This is a genomic window from Xanthobacter oligotrophicus (genome assembly GCF_008364685.1).
Lineage (GTDB): Bacteria > Pseudomonadota > Alphaproteobacteria > Rhizobiales > Xanthobacteraceae > Xanthobacter > Xanthobacter oligotrophicus.
Window position 1 is genome coordinate 30,449 of sequence record NZ_VTTL01000005.1, and the last position, 15,941, is coordinate 46,389.

The 15,941-nt window shown below is 68.9% G+C and carries 16 protein-coding genes; 10 read left to right on the forward strand and 6 right to left on the reverse strand.

Annotation, left to right across the window (positions count from 1 at the left end):
• Positions 1 to 13 precede the first annotated feature (13 nt).
• Together FZ033_RS09075 and FZ033_RS09080 are read left to right on the forward strand one after the other, a co-directional pair.
• Positions 14 to 805 (forward strand): response regulator, encoded by a 792-nt coding sequence (locus tag FZ033_RS09075; RefSeq protein ID WP_149575839.1) that lies wholly within the window; start codon positions 14 to 16, stop codon positions 803 to 805.
• A gap of 214 nt (positions 806 to 1,019) precedes the next feature.
• Positions 1,020 to 1,319 carry a DUF883 family protein gene (locus FZ033_RS09080; protein WP_149575840.1) on the forward strand — a complete coding sequence of 100 codons (300 nt, stop codon included), beginning with the start codon at positions 1,020 to 1,022 and terminating at the stop codon, positions 1,317 to 1,319.
• A 38-nt stretch (positions 1,320 to 1,357) separates the two neighbouring features.
• Here FZ033_RS09080 and FZ033_RS09085 read toward each other — a convergent pair whose 3' ends face one another.
• Positions 1,358 to 4,258, reverse strand: coding sequence for a hybrid sensor histidine kinase/response regulator (locus FZ033_RS09085; RefSeq protein ID WP_149575841.1), 2,901 nt, complete (start codon positions 4,256 to 4,258; stop codon positions 1,358 to 1,360).
• Positions 4,259 to 4,684: 426 nt separating this feature from the next.
• Positions 4,685 to 5,200 carry a PRC-barrel domain-containing protein gene (locus tag FZ033_RS09090; RefSeq protein ID WP_149575842.1) on the reverse strand — a complete coding sequence of 172 codons (516 nt, stop codon included), beginning with the start codon at positions 5,198 to 5,200 and terminating at the stop codon, positions 4,685 to 4,687.
• Positions 5,201 to 5,589: 389 nt separating this feature from the next.
• Between FZ033_RS09090 and FZ033_RS09095 the strand changes: the two genes are divergently transcribed.
• The 6 genes from FZ033_RS09095 to FZ033_RS09120 all read left to right on the forward strand — a co-directional run bounded on the left by FZ033_RS09095 (position 5,590) and on the right by FZ033_RS09120 (position 10,709).
• Positions 5,590 to 6,069, forward strand: coding sequence for a tellurite resistance TerB family protein (locus FZ033_RS09095; protein WP_149575843.1), 480 nt, complete (start codon positions 5,590 to 5,592; stop codon positions 6,067 to 6,069).
• A gap of 97 nt (positions 6,070 to 6,166) precedes the next feature.
• A complete protein-coding gene (locus tag FZ033_RS09100) occupies positions 6,167 to 6,919 on the forward strand; it encodes a glutamine amidotransferase (protein ID WP_149576133.1) in 753 nt (250 codons plus the stop codon).
• A 127-nt stretch (positions 6,920 to 7,046) separates the two neighbouring features.
• A complete protein-coding gene (locus tag FZ033_RS09105; protein ID WP_149575844.1) occupies positions 7,047 to 7,970 on the forward strand; it encodes a TIM barrel protein in 924 nt (307 codons plus the stop codon).
• A 112-nt stretch (positions 7,971 to 8,082) separates the two neighbouring features.
• On the forward strand, positions 8,083 to 9,822 hold the full coding sequence (locus tag FZ033_RS09110; RefSeq protein WP_149575845.1) for an FMN-binding glutamate synthase family protein: 1,740 nt from the start codon (positions 8,083 to 8,085) through the stop codon (positions 9,820 to 9,822).
• A 151-nt stretch (positions 9,823 to 9,973) separates the two neighbouring features.
• Positions 9,974 to 10,399, forward strand: coding sequence for an Hsp20 family protein (locus FZ033_RS09115; RefSeq protein ID WP_012114056.1), 426 nt, complete (start codon positions 9,974 to 9,976; stop codon positions 10,397 to 10,399).
• A 40-nt stretch (positions 10,400 to 10,439) separates the two neighbouring features.
• Positions 10,440 to 10,709, forward strand: coding sequence for a BQ00720 family protein (locus FZ033_RS09120; RefSeq protein WP_138401485.1), 270 nt, complete (start codon positions 10,440 to 10,442; stop codon positions 10,707 to 10,709).
• Positions 10,710 to 10,826: 117 nt separating this feature from the next.
• Here the strand turns inward: FZ033_RS09120 and ptsN are convergent, their stop codons facing one another.
• The 4 genes from ptsN to FZ033_RS09140 form a co-directional block, all read right to left on the reverse strand.
• Complete coding sequence (gene ptsN / locus FZ033_RS09125) at positions 10,827 to 11,291, reverse strand: PTS IIA-like nitrogen regulatory protein PtsN (protein WP_149575846.1); 465 nt, start codon at positions 11,289 to 11,291, stop codon at positions 10,827 to 10,829.
• A 333-nt stretch (positions 11,292 to 11,624) separates the two neighbouring features.
• Positions 11,625 to 12,206 carry a ribosome hibernation-promoting factor, HPF/YfiA family gene (gene hpf, locus FZ033_RS09130; RefSeq protein WP_149575847.1) on the reverse strand — a complete coding sequence of 194 codons (582 nt, stop codon included), beginning with the start codon at positions 12,204 to 12,206 and terminating at the stop codon, positions 11,625 to 11,627.
• 183 nt (positions 12,207 to 12,389) lie between these two features.
• Positions 12,390 to 12,890, reverse strand: a complete 501-nt coding sequence (locus FZ033_RS09135; RefSeq protein ID WP_232847396.1) for a cytochrome b — start codon at positions 12,888 to 12,890, stop codon at positions 12,390 to 12,392.
• A gap of 16 nt (positions 12,891 to 12,906) precedes the next feature.
• The gene (locus FZ033_RS09140) at positions 12,907 to 13,734 is read right to left on the reverse strand and encodes a RibD family protein (protein WP_232847397.1); all 828 of its coding nucleotides are present in this window, start codon (positions 13,732 to 13,734) and stop codon (positions 12,907 to 12,909) included.
• Positions 13,735 to 13,921: 187 nt separating this feature from the next.
• Between FZ033_RS09140 and ribA the strand changes: the two genes are divergently transcribed.
• Both ribA and FZ033_RS09150 read left to right on the forward strand, forming a co-directional pair.
• Positions 13,922 to 15,034, forward strand: coding sequence for a GTP cyclohydrolase II RibA (gene ribA / locus FZ033_RS09145; RefSeq protein ID WP_149575849.1), 1,113 nt, complete (start codon positions 13,922 to 13,924; stop codon positions 15,032 to 15,034).
• Positions 15,035 to 15,160: 126 nt separating this feature from the next.
• Entirely contained in the window at positions 15,161 to 15,913 is a 753-nt protein-coding gene (locus FZ033_RS09150; protein ID WP_149575850.1) for an SDR family oxidoreductase, read from the forward strand.
• Positions 15,914 to 15,941: the final 28 nt, after the last annotated feature.

Consider the following 15,941-nt stretch of genomic DNA (forward strand, 5'->3'; position numbering starts at 1 on the left):
CAAGGGATTTCGCATGGCATCGAACTCGCTCGTCAAGCAGCTACCGTTCCTGCGCCGCTATACGCGGGCGCTCGTGGGCTCGCAGGCGGCCGGCGATCTCCTCGTGCAGAACACGCTTCAGGCCATCCTGGATCGCAAGGTGGCGGTGGATGCCGCTGTCTCGCCCCGGGTCGCGCTCTACAAGGCGTTCCACGAAGTGTGGAACCGCCAGCCGCAAGGCGGCGCGGTGCCCTCGCGCGCCGACCAGCGCCTTCAGGCCATGGACCTGTCCTCCCGCGTGGCGCTGCTTTTGACCGCCATGGAGGGCTTCTCCTTCGCCGAGACCGCCAACATCCTCGGCACCTCCCTCGACGAGGTGGAGGCGCAGGTGGTGGCGGCCCAGCGCGAGATCGACCGCCAGATCGCCACCCGCGTCCTCATCATCGAGGACGAATGGGTCATCGCCCTCGACCTGAAGACCCTGGTCACCGAGCTGGGCCACGAGGTCATCGGCGTCGCCCCCACCCATTCCAAGGCGGTGGAGCTGGCGAAGGCGGGCAATTTCGGCCTGGTGCTGGCCGACATCCAGCTCGCCGACGGCTCGTCGGGCATCGAGGCGGTGACTGAGATCCTGGAGAGCTTCAACGTGCCGGTGATCTTCATCACCGCCTTCCCGGACCGCCTGCTGACCGGCGAGCGGCCGGAGCCGACCTATCTCATCACCAAGCCGTTCCTCACCGAGACGGTGAAGGCCACCATCGCCCAGGCGCTGTTCTTCCACGAGGCGAAGGCCGAGCCCGAGAGCCTCAAGGCCAAAACCGCCTGATGAAGACCGCGTGAAGGCGTCCGCCTGAAGAAGGCCGCCTGAACACAAGGCGGGTCCTGGCGGAACCATCGGGCCTCCCAGGTCGTCTCTACAGGGAAGGGCGAGGGCCGGCGTGACCGGCCCCGCCCGTTTCTCACCGCGACAGGCCTGAGCGCCGGTCACGAGGCGCCCCTCAGGACCCCTCGCCACCTGAATTCATCCGTGGAGACACCACATGGTCCAGAAGCCCGAAATCGTGAGCACCACCGCCGAGCCGAGCCTGAGCGATGTCCGCGCCGACCTCGACCAGCTGCGGGCGGATTTCGCCCAGCTGATCGACACCCTCGGCAAGACCGCCAAGCACGGCGTCAAGGGCGCCAAGGGCGAGGCGACGAATGCCGCCGAGGACGTGACCGACTGGGCCGAGGGCCAGTTTCTGACCCTGCGGGAGAGCATTCGCGAGCAGCCCATCACCGCCTGCGCCATCGCCGCCGGCGTCGGCGTCATCCTGGGCCAGATCCTGCTGCGGCGCTGAGCGGGCCGCGAGTGAGGGCGCGGGCCCCGCCCGCGCCCTCACTCGCTCTCGATGTCGAAGCCGAGCTTGCGCAGGCCGTTGCGAAGGGTGGCGCCGTCATAGGGCTTGCCCATGAGCGCAATCCTGGGCGAGGCGCCGAATTCGCCTTCCAGTTCCTTCGTGCCGTAGCCGGTGGCGATGATCACTGGCAGGTTGGGGGCGATGGCGCCGAGCCGGCGCACCACCTCGTCGCCGCTCATGTCCGGCAGGCCCACGTCCACCACCGCAAGAACCAGAGCGTTGCGCGACAGTTCCGCCACCGCCGCCTCGGCATGGGCGAGCGCCGCATGGCCGTGGGACGCCACCGTGACCTCGAAGCCGTGATCCTCCAGGATCTGCCGCGCCACCATGGCGACGAACGGCTCGTCCTCCACCAGGAGCACGGTGCCGCGGTTTCCCGGCGCCTCCAGCACGTCCTTCACCTTCGCCACCAGCTCCGCCTGGGTGAACGGCTTGGTCAGGAGGCGCACCCCATGGTCCAGCCGTCCGTGATGACCGGCGGCATTTCTCGCATATGCGGTTGTAAATAGCACCCTTACCGTGGTGAGCCGCCGCCGCACCTCGTCCACCAGATGGCGCCCGTCCATCCGCTGGTCATCCGCGTCCGCGCCGAGGCGCAGGTCGGTGAGGAGCAGGTCGGGCGCGGCGCCCTCCTCCAGCGCCGCGAGGGCGGAGGCGGAGTCGGCGGCCTCCACCACCGTGTGACCGGCGTCGCGCAGGGTGGCGGTCGAGAGCGCGCGGAGTGCGGCGTCGTCCTCCACCAGCAGCACGCGGGCGCCGCCGGCATGGCGCGAGCGGTCCGGGTGGGGGGCGACCGGCTCGCTCGCCACGTCGTCGGGGTGGCGCGGCAGGTAGAGCTTCACCGTGGTGCCTTCGCCGGGGGTGCTGTAGATCATCACGTGGCCGCCCGACTGCTTGACGAAGCCGTAGACCTGGCTGAGGCCGAGCCCGGTGCCCTCGCGCGGGCCCTTGGTGGTGAAGAAGGGCTCGAACGCCCGCGCCCGCACCTCCTCCGCCATGCCGGAGCCGGTGTCGCAGACGAAGATCGCCACATACTGGCCCGGCTCCAGGTCCTCGTGGGCGGCGCAATAGGCTGCGTCCAGATAGGCGTTGGCGGTCTCGATGGTCAGCGTGCCGCCCGTCGGCATGGCGTCGCGGCCGTTGACCCCGAGGTTGAGGATGGCGTTCTCCAGCTGGTTGTGGTCGATCTCGGCGCGCCAGAGGCCGCCGGCCAGCACGGTTTCCACCGTCACCCGCTCGCCCAGCGCGCTGCGCAGCATGTCGGACATGCCGGTGATCAGCTTGTTGATGTCGGTGGGGCGCGGGTCCAGCGGCTGGCGCCGGGAGAAGGCGAGCAATTGCTGGGTCAGGGTGGCAGCCCGAAGCGCGCCCTGGCGGCCATAGTCGAGGAAGCGGCGGATGTCGGTGGCGTCCTTGTTGGCGTCGTCCTTGGGCACGCGCCGCTCGGCCGCTTCCAGGTTGCCGATGATGACGGTGAGCAGATTGTTGAAATCGTGGGCGATGCCGCCGGTGAGCTGGCCCACCGCCTCCATCTTCTGGGCCTGCCGCAGCTGGGCCTCGGCCTTCAGCCGGTCTTCCATCTCCTGCTTGAGCCGCGCGTTTGCCTTGGCCAGTTCCACGGTGCGGGCGCTGGCGAGGCGCTCCAGGTCCTCGTTGGTGCGGGCGAGGGCCTCGCGGGCGGCGACGATCTCGGAGATGTCGGTGCAGCTGCCATACCAGCGGTCGATGCGCCCGTCGTCGTCGCGCACCGGCACCGCGCGGCACAGGAACCAGCGATAGCTGCCGTCGCTGGCGCGGAACCGGCATTCGCGGGAATAGGGCGCGCCCGAGGCGAGGCAGCACTTCCACGCATCGAGGGCGGCCGCCTGGTCTTCGGGATGCAGGTGGGTGTGCCATTCCGACACCTCCCCGGCCGGCGGGGTGACGCCGGTATATTCGCTCCACCTACGGTTGTAGTAGTCGCCCCTGCCGTCGGGGGTGGCGGTCCAGACCATCTTGGGCAGGGCCTCGGCGAGCAGGCGGTAGCGCTGCTCGCTCTCGGCCAGGGCCTTTTCGGCGGTCTTGCGCCCGGTGATCTCGGTGACGATCATGCCCACCAGCCCGATGGCCTCGCCCTGGGTGCGCACCGGGAAGAAGCTGACCAGGAAGTGGCGCCACACGCCGGGCGCCGCCGGGGTGGCGCCTTCCACCTCCACGTCGGCGAGGACTGCGCCGGTGGCGCGCACCTGCTCCAGCCCCGGGGTGATGGCCCCTGAAAGCTGGGGCAGCATGTCGGCGAGGGAGCGGCCCACATGCTCGCCGGCGGGAATGCCCACCATCCGCGCCAGGGTCTCGTTGACCCGCATGAAGCGCAGCCGGCCGTCGAAGAAGGCGAAGCCCACGGGTGCGTGCTGCAGCAGGGCTTCCAACGTCGCCACCACGGTGTTCTGCTCGGCCACCGCCGCCAGCAGTGCGCCGTGGGTGGCGTTCAGGCGGCGGACGCTCACCCGCATCAGCGTCCCGATCAGCCACAGGCCCAGGGCGTTCACCGTGAAGGAGAACAAGCCGGCCACCGCGCCGAAGCTGCCGTCAACGGGGCTGCCCGGATCGCTGCCCAGACTGCTCCACGCGCTGGCCGGCAGCAGCGCACCATTGGCGAGGACGAGGGCCACCACGGCGGCAAAGCCCACCCGCGCGCCGCTGATCAGCGTCACCACGACGATGGCGGGCAGCTGGAACAGGAACGGCGCCAGCTCCCGCAGCGACAGGCTGAGGCCGTAGCGCAGGCCGAACGCCGCCCCCAGCACCACGCCGGCGAAGCCCAGCCGCGACGCCAGGGTGCGCGGCTCTGAAATGACTTTGAGGAAAAGGCCTACAAGGCCCCGGCTGGACAGGTTCATCCATGCTCCTGCAGCGAACGGGCCGCCACAATGCCCTTGATGGGGCGTCAGGTTCAACCTTCGAGCCGCCGCATGGTTTCCGCGGCGGATGATCAATGATGCCTGAAAGCGTTTGCTACTTCTGTACCGTCCGTCGAACCGGGGACGCTTGGCGTTCGGGCCATGCCTTGGAGGCGGGTCCAAGTGACGAAGCGCTGGTTCCCACCTCAACGCCGGCCAACTCCCTCTCCCTCCCCCGCAAGCGGGAGAGGGTTCCACGGCGTGCCCGGCCGGAGCGCTGGATTTGCGGATTGAGACGCCACCGAGCCTTGGCCCGAAAACGCCCCCGGCGGCCAAATGAAAACGGGAGCCTCCCGGCTCCCGTCTCCCCCGCCGGGCATCCGCATCCGGCAGACCGGTCGAGGATGCCCGTTATTCAGCCGCCGGTCAGCGGGTGGTGGCGGGCGGCGTGGTGACCGGATGGGCCGGCTTGGCCACGCTGCCGGTGGTGGAGGGCGCCGCATCATACTTGGCGAACTCCGGCGCGGCCTTCAGCTCGTCCTTGGTCTTGCGCAGCACCAGGCGGTTCTTGCCGTCGGCGTTGCGGGTCACCTCCACCGCCTGGAACGGCACCGCCACGTCCTTCTGGCCGACGCCCAGGAAGCCGCCCACGCCGATCACCGCGGCCGTCACAGCGCCGGTGCGGTCGAGGACCAGGTCGTTGATCTCGCCCAGGTTCTCGTCGGCGGCGCCGTGGACCTTCATGCCGATGAGGTTGGAGGCCAGATGCTGGTCGGCTCGCTGCTGCTGGATGAAGGCCGAGTGGCCCGAGGTCGCGCCCGGCGTCATGGGGGTGGTCGCGGCCGGGGTGTTGGGCATGGCGGGCGGGACCGTGGTCTGGGCCATGGCGGTGGTGGACAGAAGAAGGGTCGCAGCGGCAGCGTAGATCGGCATCTTGTTCATGATTTTCTCCTCACGGAAATTGTGGATGCACGAATGGTCCAGACTGCGGTGACGGGAAACACAGCTTCACCGATGGTGCAGGAAGCCTAGGTGCTCCAGATCTCGAATCTGAACGCTCATTCGTATCAATCTTGCAGACAGTGGAAGGCGTTCACCTTCCGGCTGCTGCAGGGTCAACTCTGACCGGGAGGGTGGGTTCCAACCTTAATTTTTGGGCGCCGCCCTTGTTTGTGTGCGCCGGATGCCGAACGCAGGCGTCGTTTGTACGGGTGCGGGCTTGCGCTGGCGTATCTGCCCCGGACCATGGGCGTCGCCGCGCGCGCCACTCTTGCGCGGCGAAAGGCGGCATGGCACAGCCGGATCAGCCCCGATCCAAGGATAGAAGGCGCATGTTCCGCACCCTCTCCGACTTCATTACCGACATTACCGGCGGCGCCCGCGAGGCGGCTGCTTTCGACGAGACCGACTATCGCCTCGCCGCGGCCGCCCTGCTCGTGCACGTGATGTCCATCGACGGGGCGGTGACGGTGGACGAGCAGGCCGTGCTGCGGACCATCCTTGCCAACCGCTTCGGGCTCGACGCGAAGGAAAGCGAGGCTCTGGTTGAGCTTGCCATTGCCAAGGATGCCGAGGCAGTGGATCTTTATGCCTTCACCAGCGTGCTGAATCGCGCGCTGGACGACGAGGGTCGCCGCCGCATCGTGGAGATGATGTTCGAGGTTGCCTATGCCGATGGCGGCCTGAGCGAATTCGAGGACAACCTCGTGTGGCGCGCGGCCGAGCTTCTGAACGTCGGCTCGCGCGATCGCATCCGCATCCGCCGCGAGGTCCGGGAGGAGACGGAAACTGGCGGTGAGCAACCGGAATAGCTCTGGCGACGGCTTCGTGCCGGCAGGTCTGGACGCGCTGGGTCTGGACCAGCTCGGTCTGGACCCGGCGGACCGCGCGGGAGCGGACAGCTCCGCGCTGAGTGGGGCGCCTTCCGCCGGCACCGTGCTGGTGGTGCTCCATCAGGCGCGCTCCACCCCCGGCCGCATCGGCGAGCGCCTCGAGCGGCGCGGCTATGCCCTGGACGTGCGCCGCCCGGCCCTGGGTGATGCCTTGCCCGACCGCCTCGACGGCCATGACGGGGTGGTGGTGTTCGGCGGCCCCATGAGCGCCAACGACCCGACCCCCTTCATCACGGAAGAGATCCGCCTCCTGGAGCGGGCGCTGGCCTCGGCCACCCCCAGCCTCGGCGTCTGCCTCGGCGCCCAGCTCATGGCCCGGGCGCTGGGCGCCCGCGTCGCTCCCCACGAGGCGGGCGCCTGCGAGATCGGCTACTACCCGCTGGAGGCCACGACGGCCGGCACCGCCCTGATGCCGTGGCCGAGCCATGTCTACCACTGGCACTCGGAGGGCTTCGACCTGCCGGTGGGGGCGGACCTGCTCGCCACCGGCTCGGCCTTCCCCAACCAGGCGTTCCGCTATGGCGGGACCGCCTATGGCCTCCAGTTCCACCCCGAGGTGACGCGGGAGATGATGTGCGCCTGGACCGAGCGCGGCGCCCATCGCCTCACCAGTCCCGGCGCCCAGCCCCGCGAGGCGCATCTGGACGGCTGGGGGCGGTATGACGGGGCGGTATGCCGCTGGCTCGACGCCTTCCTCGACGCGTTCCTGGGTCCCCGCCGTAGTTCGGGCACCGCGCCGGGTGAGCAAACCGAACCGAAGTCGGCCTGAACCCTGCCGATGGTGACGAACCTCCCGATATGGGGCTGATCCCCCGCACGACTGTCATCGTCCTGCGGTATGGTGGGCTAGCGATGCTGTTTCCGCCGGCCCGGCGGCGCTGATCTGGAGATCCACCATGGATGCCCGCACGCCCGCCGCCGCGATCCGCGGCATCGGCTATTCCATCCGCGCCACCGCGCCGGAGTTCGAGGACCTGCCCGCAAAGCTCGACGAGGCCGAGGGGCTTGGCGTTGATTTCGTTGAGCTTCCTGCCTTCGCCTGGAACCTCGTGGTGGACGGGCGGGTGCTGGAAGACCGCCTCGACCGGCTGGTGCGCATGACCCGTGAGCGACCCTTCGGCTACACGGTGCACGGTCCGCTCGCCATCAATCTCATGTCCCCCAAAGCCCGCCTGCCCCGCCACGAAGCGCTGCTCGACGCCATGATCGCCATCTCCGGCGCCCTGGGAGCGGTCAACCTCGTCCTCCACACCGGCTGCGTGCGCGGCGACGACGATGTGGACGTGGCCTATTCCCGCCAGCGCGACGCCCTCGCCCGGGCCGGCGACAAGGCGGGAAATGTGGGCGTAACGCTTTGCGTTGAAAACATCTTCCGCTTCGAGCCCATGCGCGAGACGGCGTTGCCCTCGCGCCTTGCCGGCGAGCTGGATGCCCTCGACCATCCCCATGTGCGCGCCACCCTTGACGTGAGCCACGCCTTCCTGCGCACCACCGAGGCGCGGGTGGATTTCCTGAATGAGATCAGTGCTCTGGCCCCCTTTGCCCGGCACGTCCACGTGCACGACAGCTTCGGCCGTCCGCTGGAAAGCTGGACCATGGACGAGGCCGAGCGCCTGGCCCTTGGGGAAGGCGACCTGCACCTGCCGGTGGGCTGGGGCGCCATCAAATGGGACGACGTGGCCGCCCGCTGCCGCTTCACCCCCGGCACCGTTGTGAACCTCGAGTTGCACCGCCGTTACTGGAGCGAGCTTCCCGCCCAGATCCCGGTGGTCCGCGCCCTCGCCGACCGCTTCGCCGAGACTGCCAGCGTCCCGGCCTGAGACGGCCTCCCAGGTGGGGCGATGAAAACACGTCAAAACAATCAGCTAGAGCATTTTCGCGATTCATTGGGACGCAGAAGTGCTCTAGCTTGGCGCTGGGAGGATCGTCGCCATGCACAGAGCCCAAGAGCCATACGCTGCCGCGCCGAAAACCGAAAAGCCTGCACCTGCCGCCCCCACCCCAACACCCGCCCCCCCAAGCCGCCGCCTGATCTCCCCCAGCCTCGCGGCCCTGCTCGCCCGCTACAGCGTCTTCATCGCGCTGGTGGCCGGCGCCCTCCTGAGCCTCGTCCTGTCCTTCACCGACCAGTCGGCGTGGCTGATCGTGTTCTGCGTGCTGTTCCCGCTGGTGTTGGTGGGGGTGTTCGACATCACCCAGTCCGAGCACTCGCTGCTGCGCAACTATCCGGTGATCGGCTCGGCGCGCTGGATGTTCGAGGCGCTGCGGCCCTATCTGCGCCAGTATCTCATGGAGGACGACCTCTCCGAGCGCCCGTTCAACCGCGAGGAGCGCTCCATCGTCTATGCGCGGGCCAAGAACCAGGAAGACCGCCAGCCCTTCGGCACCGAGCTGGACACCTATTCCGCCGAATATGAGTGGATGACCCATTCCCTCGCCCCGGCGCCGGTGGCCCACGAGCCGTTCCGCGTCAGCGTGGGTGGGCCGGCCTGTGCGAAGCCTTATTCCGCCTCGGTTCTCAACATCTCTGCCATGAGTTTCGGCTCGCTGGGGCGCAATGCCATCGAGGCGCTCAATCTCGGGGCCAGGACCGGCGGCTTCTACCATGACACCGGGGAAGGCGGTTTCTCGCCCTATCACCGCGTCCATGGCGGCGACATCGTGTGGGAACTGGGGTCGGGCTATTTCGGCGCCCGTAACCGCGACGGCACCTTCTCGCCCGAGCGCTTCGCTGAGCGTGCCGCCGACCCCCAGGTGAAGATGGTGGAGATCAAGCTCTCCCAGGGGGCCAAGCCCGGTCACGGCGGCGTGCTGCCCGCCGCCAAGGTGACGGCGGAGATCGCCGAGACCCGCGGCATCGCCATGGGCGAGGACTGCATCTCCCCCGCCCGCCACTCCGCCTTCTCCACCCCGGCGCAGATGATGGAGTTCGTCGCCCAGCTGCGCGAGCTGTCCGGCGGCAAGCCGGTGGGGCTGAAGCTGTGCGTGGGTCACCCCAGCGAGGTGTTCGCCCTCGCCAAGGCGATGCTGAAGACCGGCGTCCGGCCGGATTTCATCGTGGTGGACGGCGCCGAGGGTGGCACCGGCGCGGCGCCGCCGGAGCTGGCCGACCATCTCGGCATGCCCCTGCGCGAAGGGCTGATCCTGGTGCGCAACGCCCTGGTGGGCACGGGCCTGCGGCGGGAGGTGCGGCTCGCCGCGTCCGGCAAGGTCACCTCCGGCTTCTCCATGGCGGCGAACATGGCCATCGGCGCCGACTGGTGCAACGCGGCCCGCGCCTTCATGTTCTCGCTGGGCTGCGTCATGTCCATGCGCTGCCACACCGGCACCTGTCCCACCGGCGTCACCACCAACGATCCCCACCTCCAGCGCGGCCTGGTGGTGCCGGAGAAGGCGGAGCGCGTGGAGAGCTTCCATCGCCACACGGTGCATGCGCTGGCGGAGCTGGTGGCGGCCGCCGGCCTCTCCCATCCGGGGGAGCTGCTGCCGCACCATGTGTGGCACCGGGTGAGCCCCATCGAGGTGAAGCCGCTGGACCGGCTCTATCCCTTCCTCGCCGCCGGCGCGCTGCTGGAGGCGCCGGACGAGACCGCCTACGGGGCCGACTGGCAGGCGGCCGACGCCGACAGCTTCGCACCCCGCGCCGCCGTTGGTCCCCGCAGGGCCGCCTGACCTCCGGCTGCGCTTGCGACCGGTGGCGTCTTGCAGGGATGGGACTTGCATCCCATATCCGGTCGGTCGGGGTGCCGTAAGGGCCCCGGCGGGCGCGGCCGGAGCGGTGCGCGCCCGGCAATGCAAAGTCGCTTGACGAGGGCTTTGACCGATGTCGCGGATGTCTTCGCTGTCGTCCCCGTTTCTCTTGGGGTTCGACGAGGTCGAGCGGGCGCTCGACCGGGTCGCCAAGAGTGCCGAGGGCTATCCTCCCTACAATGTGGAGAGGATCGAAGCCGCCGGCGAGCCGCTGCGCCTCAGGATTACCCTGGCGGTGGCTGGCTTCACGGCGGAACAGCTCGAAGTCGTCCTCGACGAGAAGGAGCTGACCATCCGGGGCCGCCAGGTCGAGGATGGCCAGGGTCGCGTATTCCTGCACAGGGGGATCGCAGCCCGGCAGTTCCAGCGCACCTTCGTTCTGGCCGAGGGCATGAACGTGCTCGGAGCCGAACTGAAGAACGGGCTGCTCTCGGTGGATCTGGTTCGCCCGGAACCCGCTCGCCACGCCAAGCGCATCGACATCGTCTCCCGCCCGTGAGGGGAGCTGTGCCGCATTGCCCGGAGTGAGGAGTATTGAGATGACACACGACACCGAACACCAGATCACCCCGGCGGAAATCACCCCCGAAGCCCTTGCGGTCCTCGGCGGCGGCGAGATCGCCTATGTGCGCTCCATCCGCTCGGAGGATGTGCAGGCCCTGTTCCCGCAGGCGCCGCAGATCGCGCCGGGGATGAAGCTGTTCACCCTGCATGCGGCGGACGGAACCCCCATCATGCTCACCGACAGCCGCGAGGCGGCCCTCGCCAATGCCATGGAGCACCAGCTGGTGCCCGTGAGCGTGCACTGAGCAGGCTTTCAGCCGTGCAGTGAGACCGTCAGCTGCCGCACGTCGCCAGTTCGCATCGGACCGGGAGCGTGCGGCACGCAGCTGATTCGCGTCTTCAGAAGTGGGGACGCGCGCCGGTCAGGCGGCGTTGGAGGCTGAGGCCGCCGTGAGCAGCGTGTGGATGGAGGCGGCGTCGCGGCTGGCGCGCAGCTTTTCCACCACGTCCGGATCCCGCAGCATGCGGGCAACGCGGGCGAGGGCCTTCAGATGGTCCGCACCGGCGGCTTCCGGCGCGAGCAGCAGGAACACGAGATCCACCGGGGCGCCATCCAGCGATTCGAAGTCGATGGGCTTCTCCAGCCGCGCGAACAGCCCGAACAGCTTGGTCAGCCCTGGCAGCTTGCCGTGGGGGATGGCGATGCCATTGCCCACCCCGGTGGAGCCGAGGCGCTCGCGCTGGAGGAGGGTCTCGAAGATCTCCCGCTGGTCGCGGCCCATCAGGACGGACGCGTGGTGCGACAATTCCTGGAGAGCCTGTTTCTTGCTGCTCGCCCGCAGCGTGGGAAAAACGGCTTCCGGGGCGAGAAGGTCGGCGAGAGGCATGGATCGGATCCCTGCGGCGAGCGGCCGAGGCTCGAAATAAGCGGCGGACGCGAGAGCCGGATGCCGGGCACAGAAGCAGGCCTCTGCTTCTCCACCCGGCCCGATCCGTCTCTGTTCAACACGCGGAGGGTCACCCCCTCCCGGAGGTCGTCGTCGCGGCCTCCATTAATGGGATCGCGCTCCATGCTCAAGCCACGGCCCGCGCGCGGGCCGAACGGCTTCTGGCCGGAGCCGTTCGGGCCGATTCAACCCGAACGGTAATTCCGTCTCCGACTTTAAGCAAAGAGTCTGTTTTTCCGATCCGGCTGCGATGCCGCCGGATCGGCTCTTTCTCTAGTGGAGATCTTCGGCGGCGGGATCGATCCAGCCCACGTGGCCGTCCGGGCGGCGGTAGACCACGCTCACCCGCCCGTGCCCGGCGTGGCGGAACACCACCACCGGCGCGCCGGTGATGTCGAGCTCCACCACGGCATCGGCGACGGAGAGCGAACGCAGGCGGCTCACCTGCTCGGCGACGACGGTCGGGCTCCAGCCTTCCAGTTCCTCGTCGGTCTCCCCCTCGGGGGCGGCGCTGAGGACGTAGCTCTGGGCGGCGAAGTCGTTCGCGCCGTTGCCATGGCCATGACGATCCTTGAGGCGCTGCTTGTAGCGCCGCAGGCGCTTCTCGATCTTCTCCACCGCCGAATCGGCGCAGGAATTGGCGTCCTGAGCGCTGCCATGCGCTTGCAGGTTCACGCCCGAATCGAGATGGAGCAGGCATTCGGAGCGGTAGCCCGAACCGTCCCTGGAGACGGTGACATGTCCCGACCATCCGCCATCGAAGTATTTGGCGAGGACTTCGGAGACCCGCTCGGTGAGACGCAGACGAAGGGCTTCGCCCACGTCGATATTCTTTCCGGACACGCGTAGGGCCATGCGATTTGATCCCCTATGGAGGGGCCGAGAACTCGACCCATCCTGCATTACAAACCGGCCGGCTACCTAAGTGGTAGGAGTGCTTTGCCGACGTGTCAACGGAAGACGCATGCGAAGCGCCGGCCCCTCACATCTCCCGTCATAGGTCGCGTGGTGGCGCCCTCTTTGCCCTGTTGCCCACGGTCATGCCTGCCGGCGCGAGAGATGGGGCAGCATGCGCGACAGCACCCCGTCGCGCCTGATGATGCCGTGCCAGAGGCCGGCCGCGATGTGCAGGATCACCAACGCGGTGATCAGATAGGCGAGCCGCTGGTGCCAATGGCCGAACAGGTCGGCGAGGCCATCATCCTTGCCCACCAGATTGGGCAGGGTGAACAGGCCGAACACGCGCACCGACGCACCGAAGGCGTTGGAGGCGAGCCAGCCCAGCGGCGGCATCACCAGCAGCAACGTGTACAGGACGTAGTGAATGATCTCCGCCGGCAGCCAGAGCGCGAAAGGCAGATTGGCGGGCCGGGGTGGCGGCGGGTTGAGGATGCGCACCACCACCCGCACGACCGCGAGGCACAGGATGGTGAAGCCGATCGACCGGTGCAGGTCGAAGAACCAGTCCTGCGCCGGCCCGTCCGGCAGGTTCATCATCGTGAAGCCAGCCGGGATCACGGACAGAACCAGCACCGCCATGATCCAGTGCAGCCATCTAGCCGGTCGCACGTAGGCGGCGGGTGCGTCGGCTGCCGATATTGCTGGATCGGATATCGTCGCCTTTGGCGTCCTGGGCTCGGTTGTCATGCGTTCGGTTGTCATGGGCTTGGCCCTCCCTCCCTGCTTGTCGCGGACGGTCGAGGTCGCCAACGTGGCCTTCGGTCCGGGCGAGATCGCACGCGAACAGCACGTCCCCGTCCGGAAACACATGCGCCCGCGCGGCGGGCCGCAGGGCGTCCGCCAGAGTGTCGCACGCCTTGCGCGTCAGTCCGATCCGGCCGGCGCCGAGGATGACCGGGGACACGAAAACGTGAAGGGCATCAAGGCATCCGGCCTCCAGGAAGGCCGAGAGCGTGTGCGCCCCGCCCTCCACCAGGATGCGGGTCAGGCCGCGGGCGGCGAGGGCGTCCAGCATGGCCGCAGGCTCGAAGGCGCCCGCGCCTTCGATGGCGATCACTTCCACCCCTTCGGCGACGGGCGCGGCGACCCCGGCCCGGCGCAGGACGAGGCGGCGCGCACCGTCCGCCGCGAAACAGCGGGCGGCCGGATCGGCCCGGCCGGAAGGATCGATGATGACCCGTGCCGGGCTCTGGCCCGCCACGCGGCGGACCGTGAGCAGCGGGTCGTCGGCGATGACGGTGCCCACCCCCACCACCACGGCGTCCACGTCGGCGCGCAGGGCGTGCAGGTGGTCGAGGGCGTGCGAGCCGTTGATATATTTGGATTCGCCGGAGGGCGTCGCGATCCGCCCGTCCAGCGACTGGCCGAGCTGGGCCACCACGAAGGGCCGTTCGCCCTTGTGAATGGGATGATATATCGCCACTTCAGGGGAGGTCGTCGCCTGATGCGGCGACCGCCGCCGGGTCGTGTCATCCATCGGTTCTCGCCCGCCGTAGAGATGGAGCATGTGGAGCAGGAACGCCATACGCCCTCGTTTGTTACGACCCTGCTGCGTTCGTGGATCTTTTTCTGGCGCGTTGCGGCGCCGCCTCTGCCTGTAAGGGGTCTTCATGACAACGGTGGTTGACGGCCTCGGCCTTGGCCGGGGCGCGGGAGAGATGGCGGTGGAGCGGGCGCTGGCGGAGCTGCGTGCCGGCCGTGGCGTGCGTCTTGAGGCGAACGGGACGGCCGTGCTGGTCATCGGCGCCGAAGCCTTCGATGCCGCAACTGCTGCCGCTCTCGCCGCTGCGGGGGTACGCGATGCCCGCCTCGTGCTGCCGGCGCCGCGCCTGCTGAAGCTGGGTGCCCCGCGCGCCCAGGCGGGTTCGGTATCCCTCCCGACCCTTGATGCCGAACGCGTCGCGACCCTGGCGCTGCGCGCCGAGGCGCGGGTGGATGCGCCGGTGGCGCCGGCCAATGGGCTCGATCATGCCGCTTTGGAGCTCCTGGGCCTCGCCCTCGTGCTGCCCGCCGCGATGGTGTGCGTGGTGCCGGGCGATGCGGTTGCCGGCCTCCTCGCGGTGGATGCGGCGGACGTGATGGCCTATCGCGCCACCCAGGTGGCGCGGCTGGCCATCGTCGGCCGCGCGCCGGTGCCGCTGGAAGGCGCGCCCGAGACCGAATTCGTGGTGTTCCGCGGCGGCGAAGGCCTGCGCGACCAGGTGGCCATCGTGGTGGGCCGTCCGGACCTGTCCGCCCCGGTGGCGGTGCGGCTGCATTCGGCTTGCCTCACGGGCGATCTGTTCGGCTCGCTGAAGTGCGATTGCGGCGACCAGCTGCGCGACAGCGTGCGCCGCATGGCCGACGGCGAGGGCGGCATCCTGCTCTATCTGGACCAGGAAGGGCGCGGCAACGGCATCTCCAACAAGATGCGCGCCTACGCCCTGCAGGCCCAGGGCTACGACACCTACGACGCTGACGCGGCGCTGGGCTTCGACCTCGACCAGCGCCGCTTCGACTTCGCCGCCGAGATGCTGCGCCAGCTGGGGGTCAGGGCGGTGCGGGTGTTCACCAACAATCCGCAGAAGATCGCGGCGCTGAAGGCGGCAGGGCTCGACGTGGTCTCCGACCAGCGGGTGCTGGGCCGTCCCACCGCCGAGAATGTGCGCTACCTCGCCTCCAAGCGCGACCGCGCCGGCCACTACATCGATTTCGACGCCCTGGCCGCCCGCGCCCCGGACTGACGCTCCGGCACGCGAAAAAAGCTGCCGGACTGGTTGTCGGGGGTATTCGAAACGATTTAAAACCGCACCAGTCACGCACGGCAAGACGTGGGACGAGACGTGGCAGAGGACTTGGGAGAAGCGGCCATGAGCAAGACGGGGAAGAAGATCGCCATCGTGACCGGCGCCGGTTCGGGTGTCGGGCGGGCGGTGGCGGTGGCGCTGGCCGGGGCCGGCTATGGCGTGGCCCTGGCTGGCCGGCGCCTCGATGCCCTTCAGGAGACCGCCGCCGAGATCGGCGACGACGCCCTGTGCGTGCCCACGGATGTGACTGATCCCGATTCGGTCCGCGCCCTGTTCACCGCCACGGTGGAGAAGTTCGGACGGGTGGATGTCGTCTTCAACAACGCCGGCACCGGCGCCCCCGCCATTCCCATCGAGGACCTCACCTTCGCCCAGTGGAAGCAGGTGGTGGACACCAACCTCACCGGCCCGTTCCTGTGCACCCAGGAGGCATTCCGGGTGATGAAAGCGCAGGAGCCGCGGGGCGGCCGCATCATCAACAACGGCTCCATCTCGGCCACCTCGCCGCGGCCCTATTCGGCGCCCTACACGGCGACCAAGCACGCCATCACCGGGCTCACCAAGTCCACCTCGCTGGACGGGCGCGTCTATGACATCGCCTGCGGGCAGATCGACATCGGCAATGCCGACACCCCCATGGCGCAGAAGATGAAGGCCGGCGTGCCGCAGGCGGACCTGTCCATCAAGGTGGAGCCGGTGATGGACGTGGCCCATGTGGCGAGCGCGGTGGTCTACATGGCCAGCCTGCCGCTGGATGCCAACGTGCAGTTCATGACCATCATGGCCACCAAGATGCCCCTCATCGGCCGCGGCTGATCCCGGTTCCGCGGTGCCCGGGCCGGCA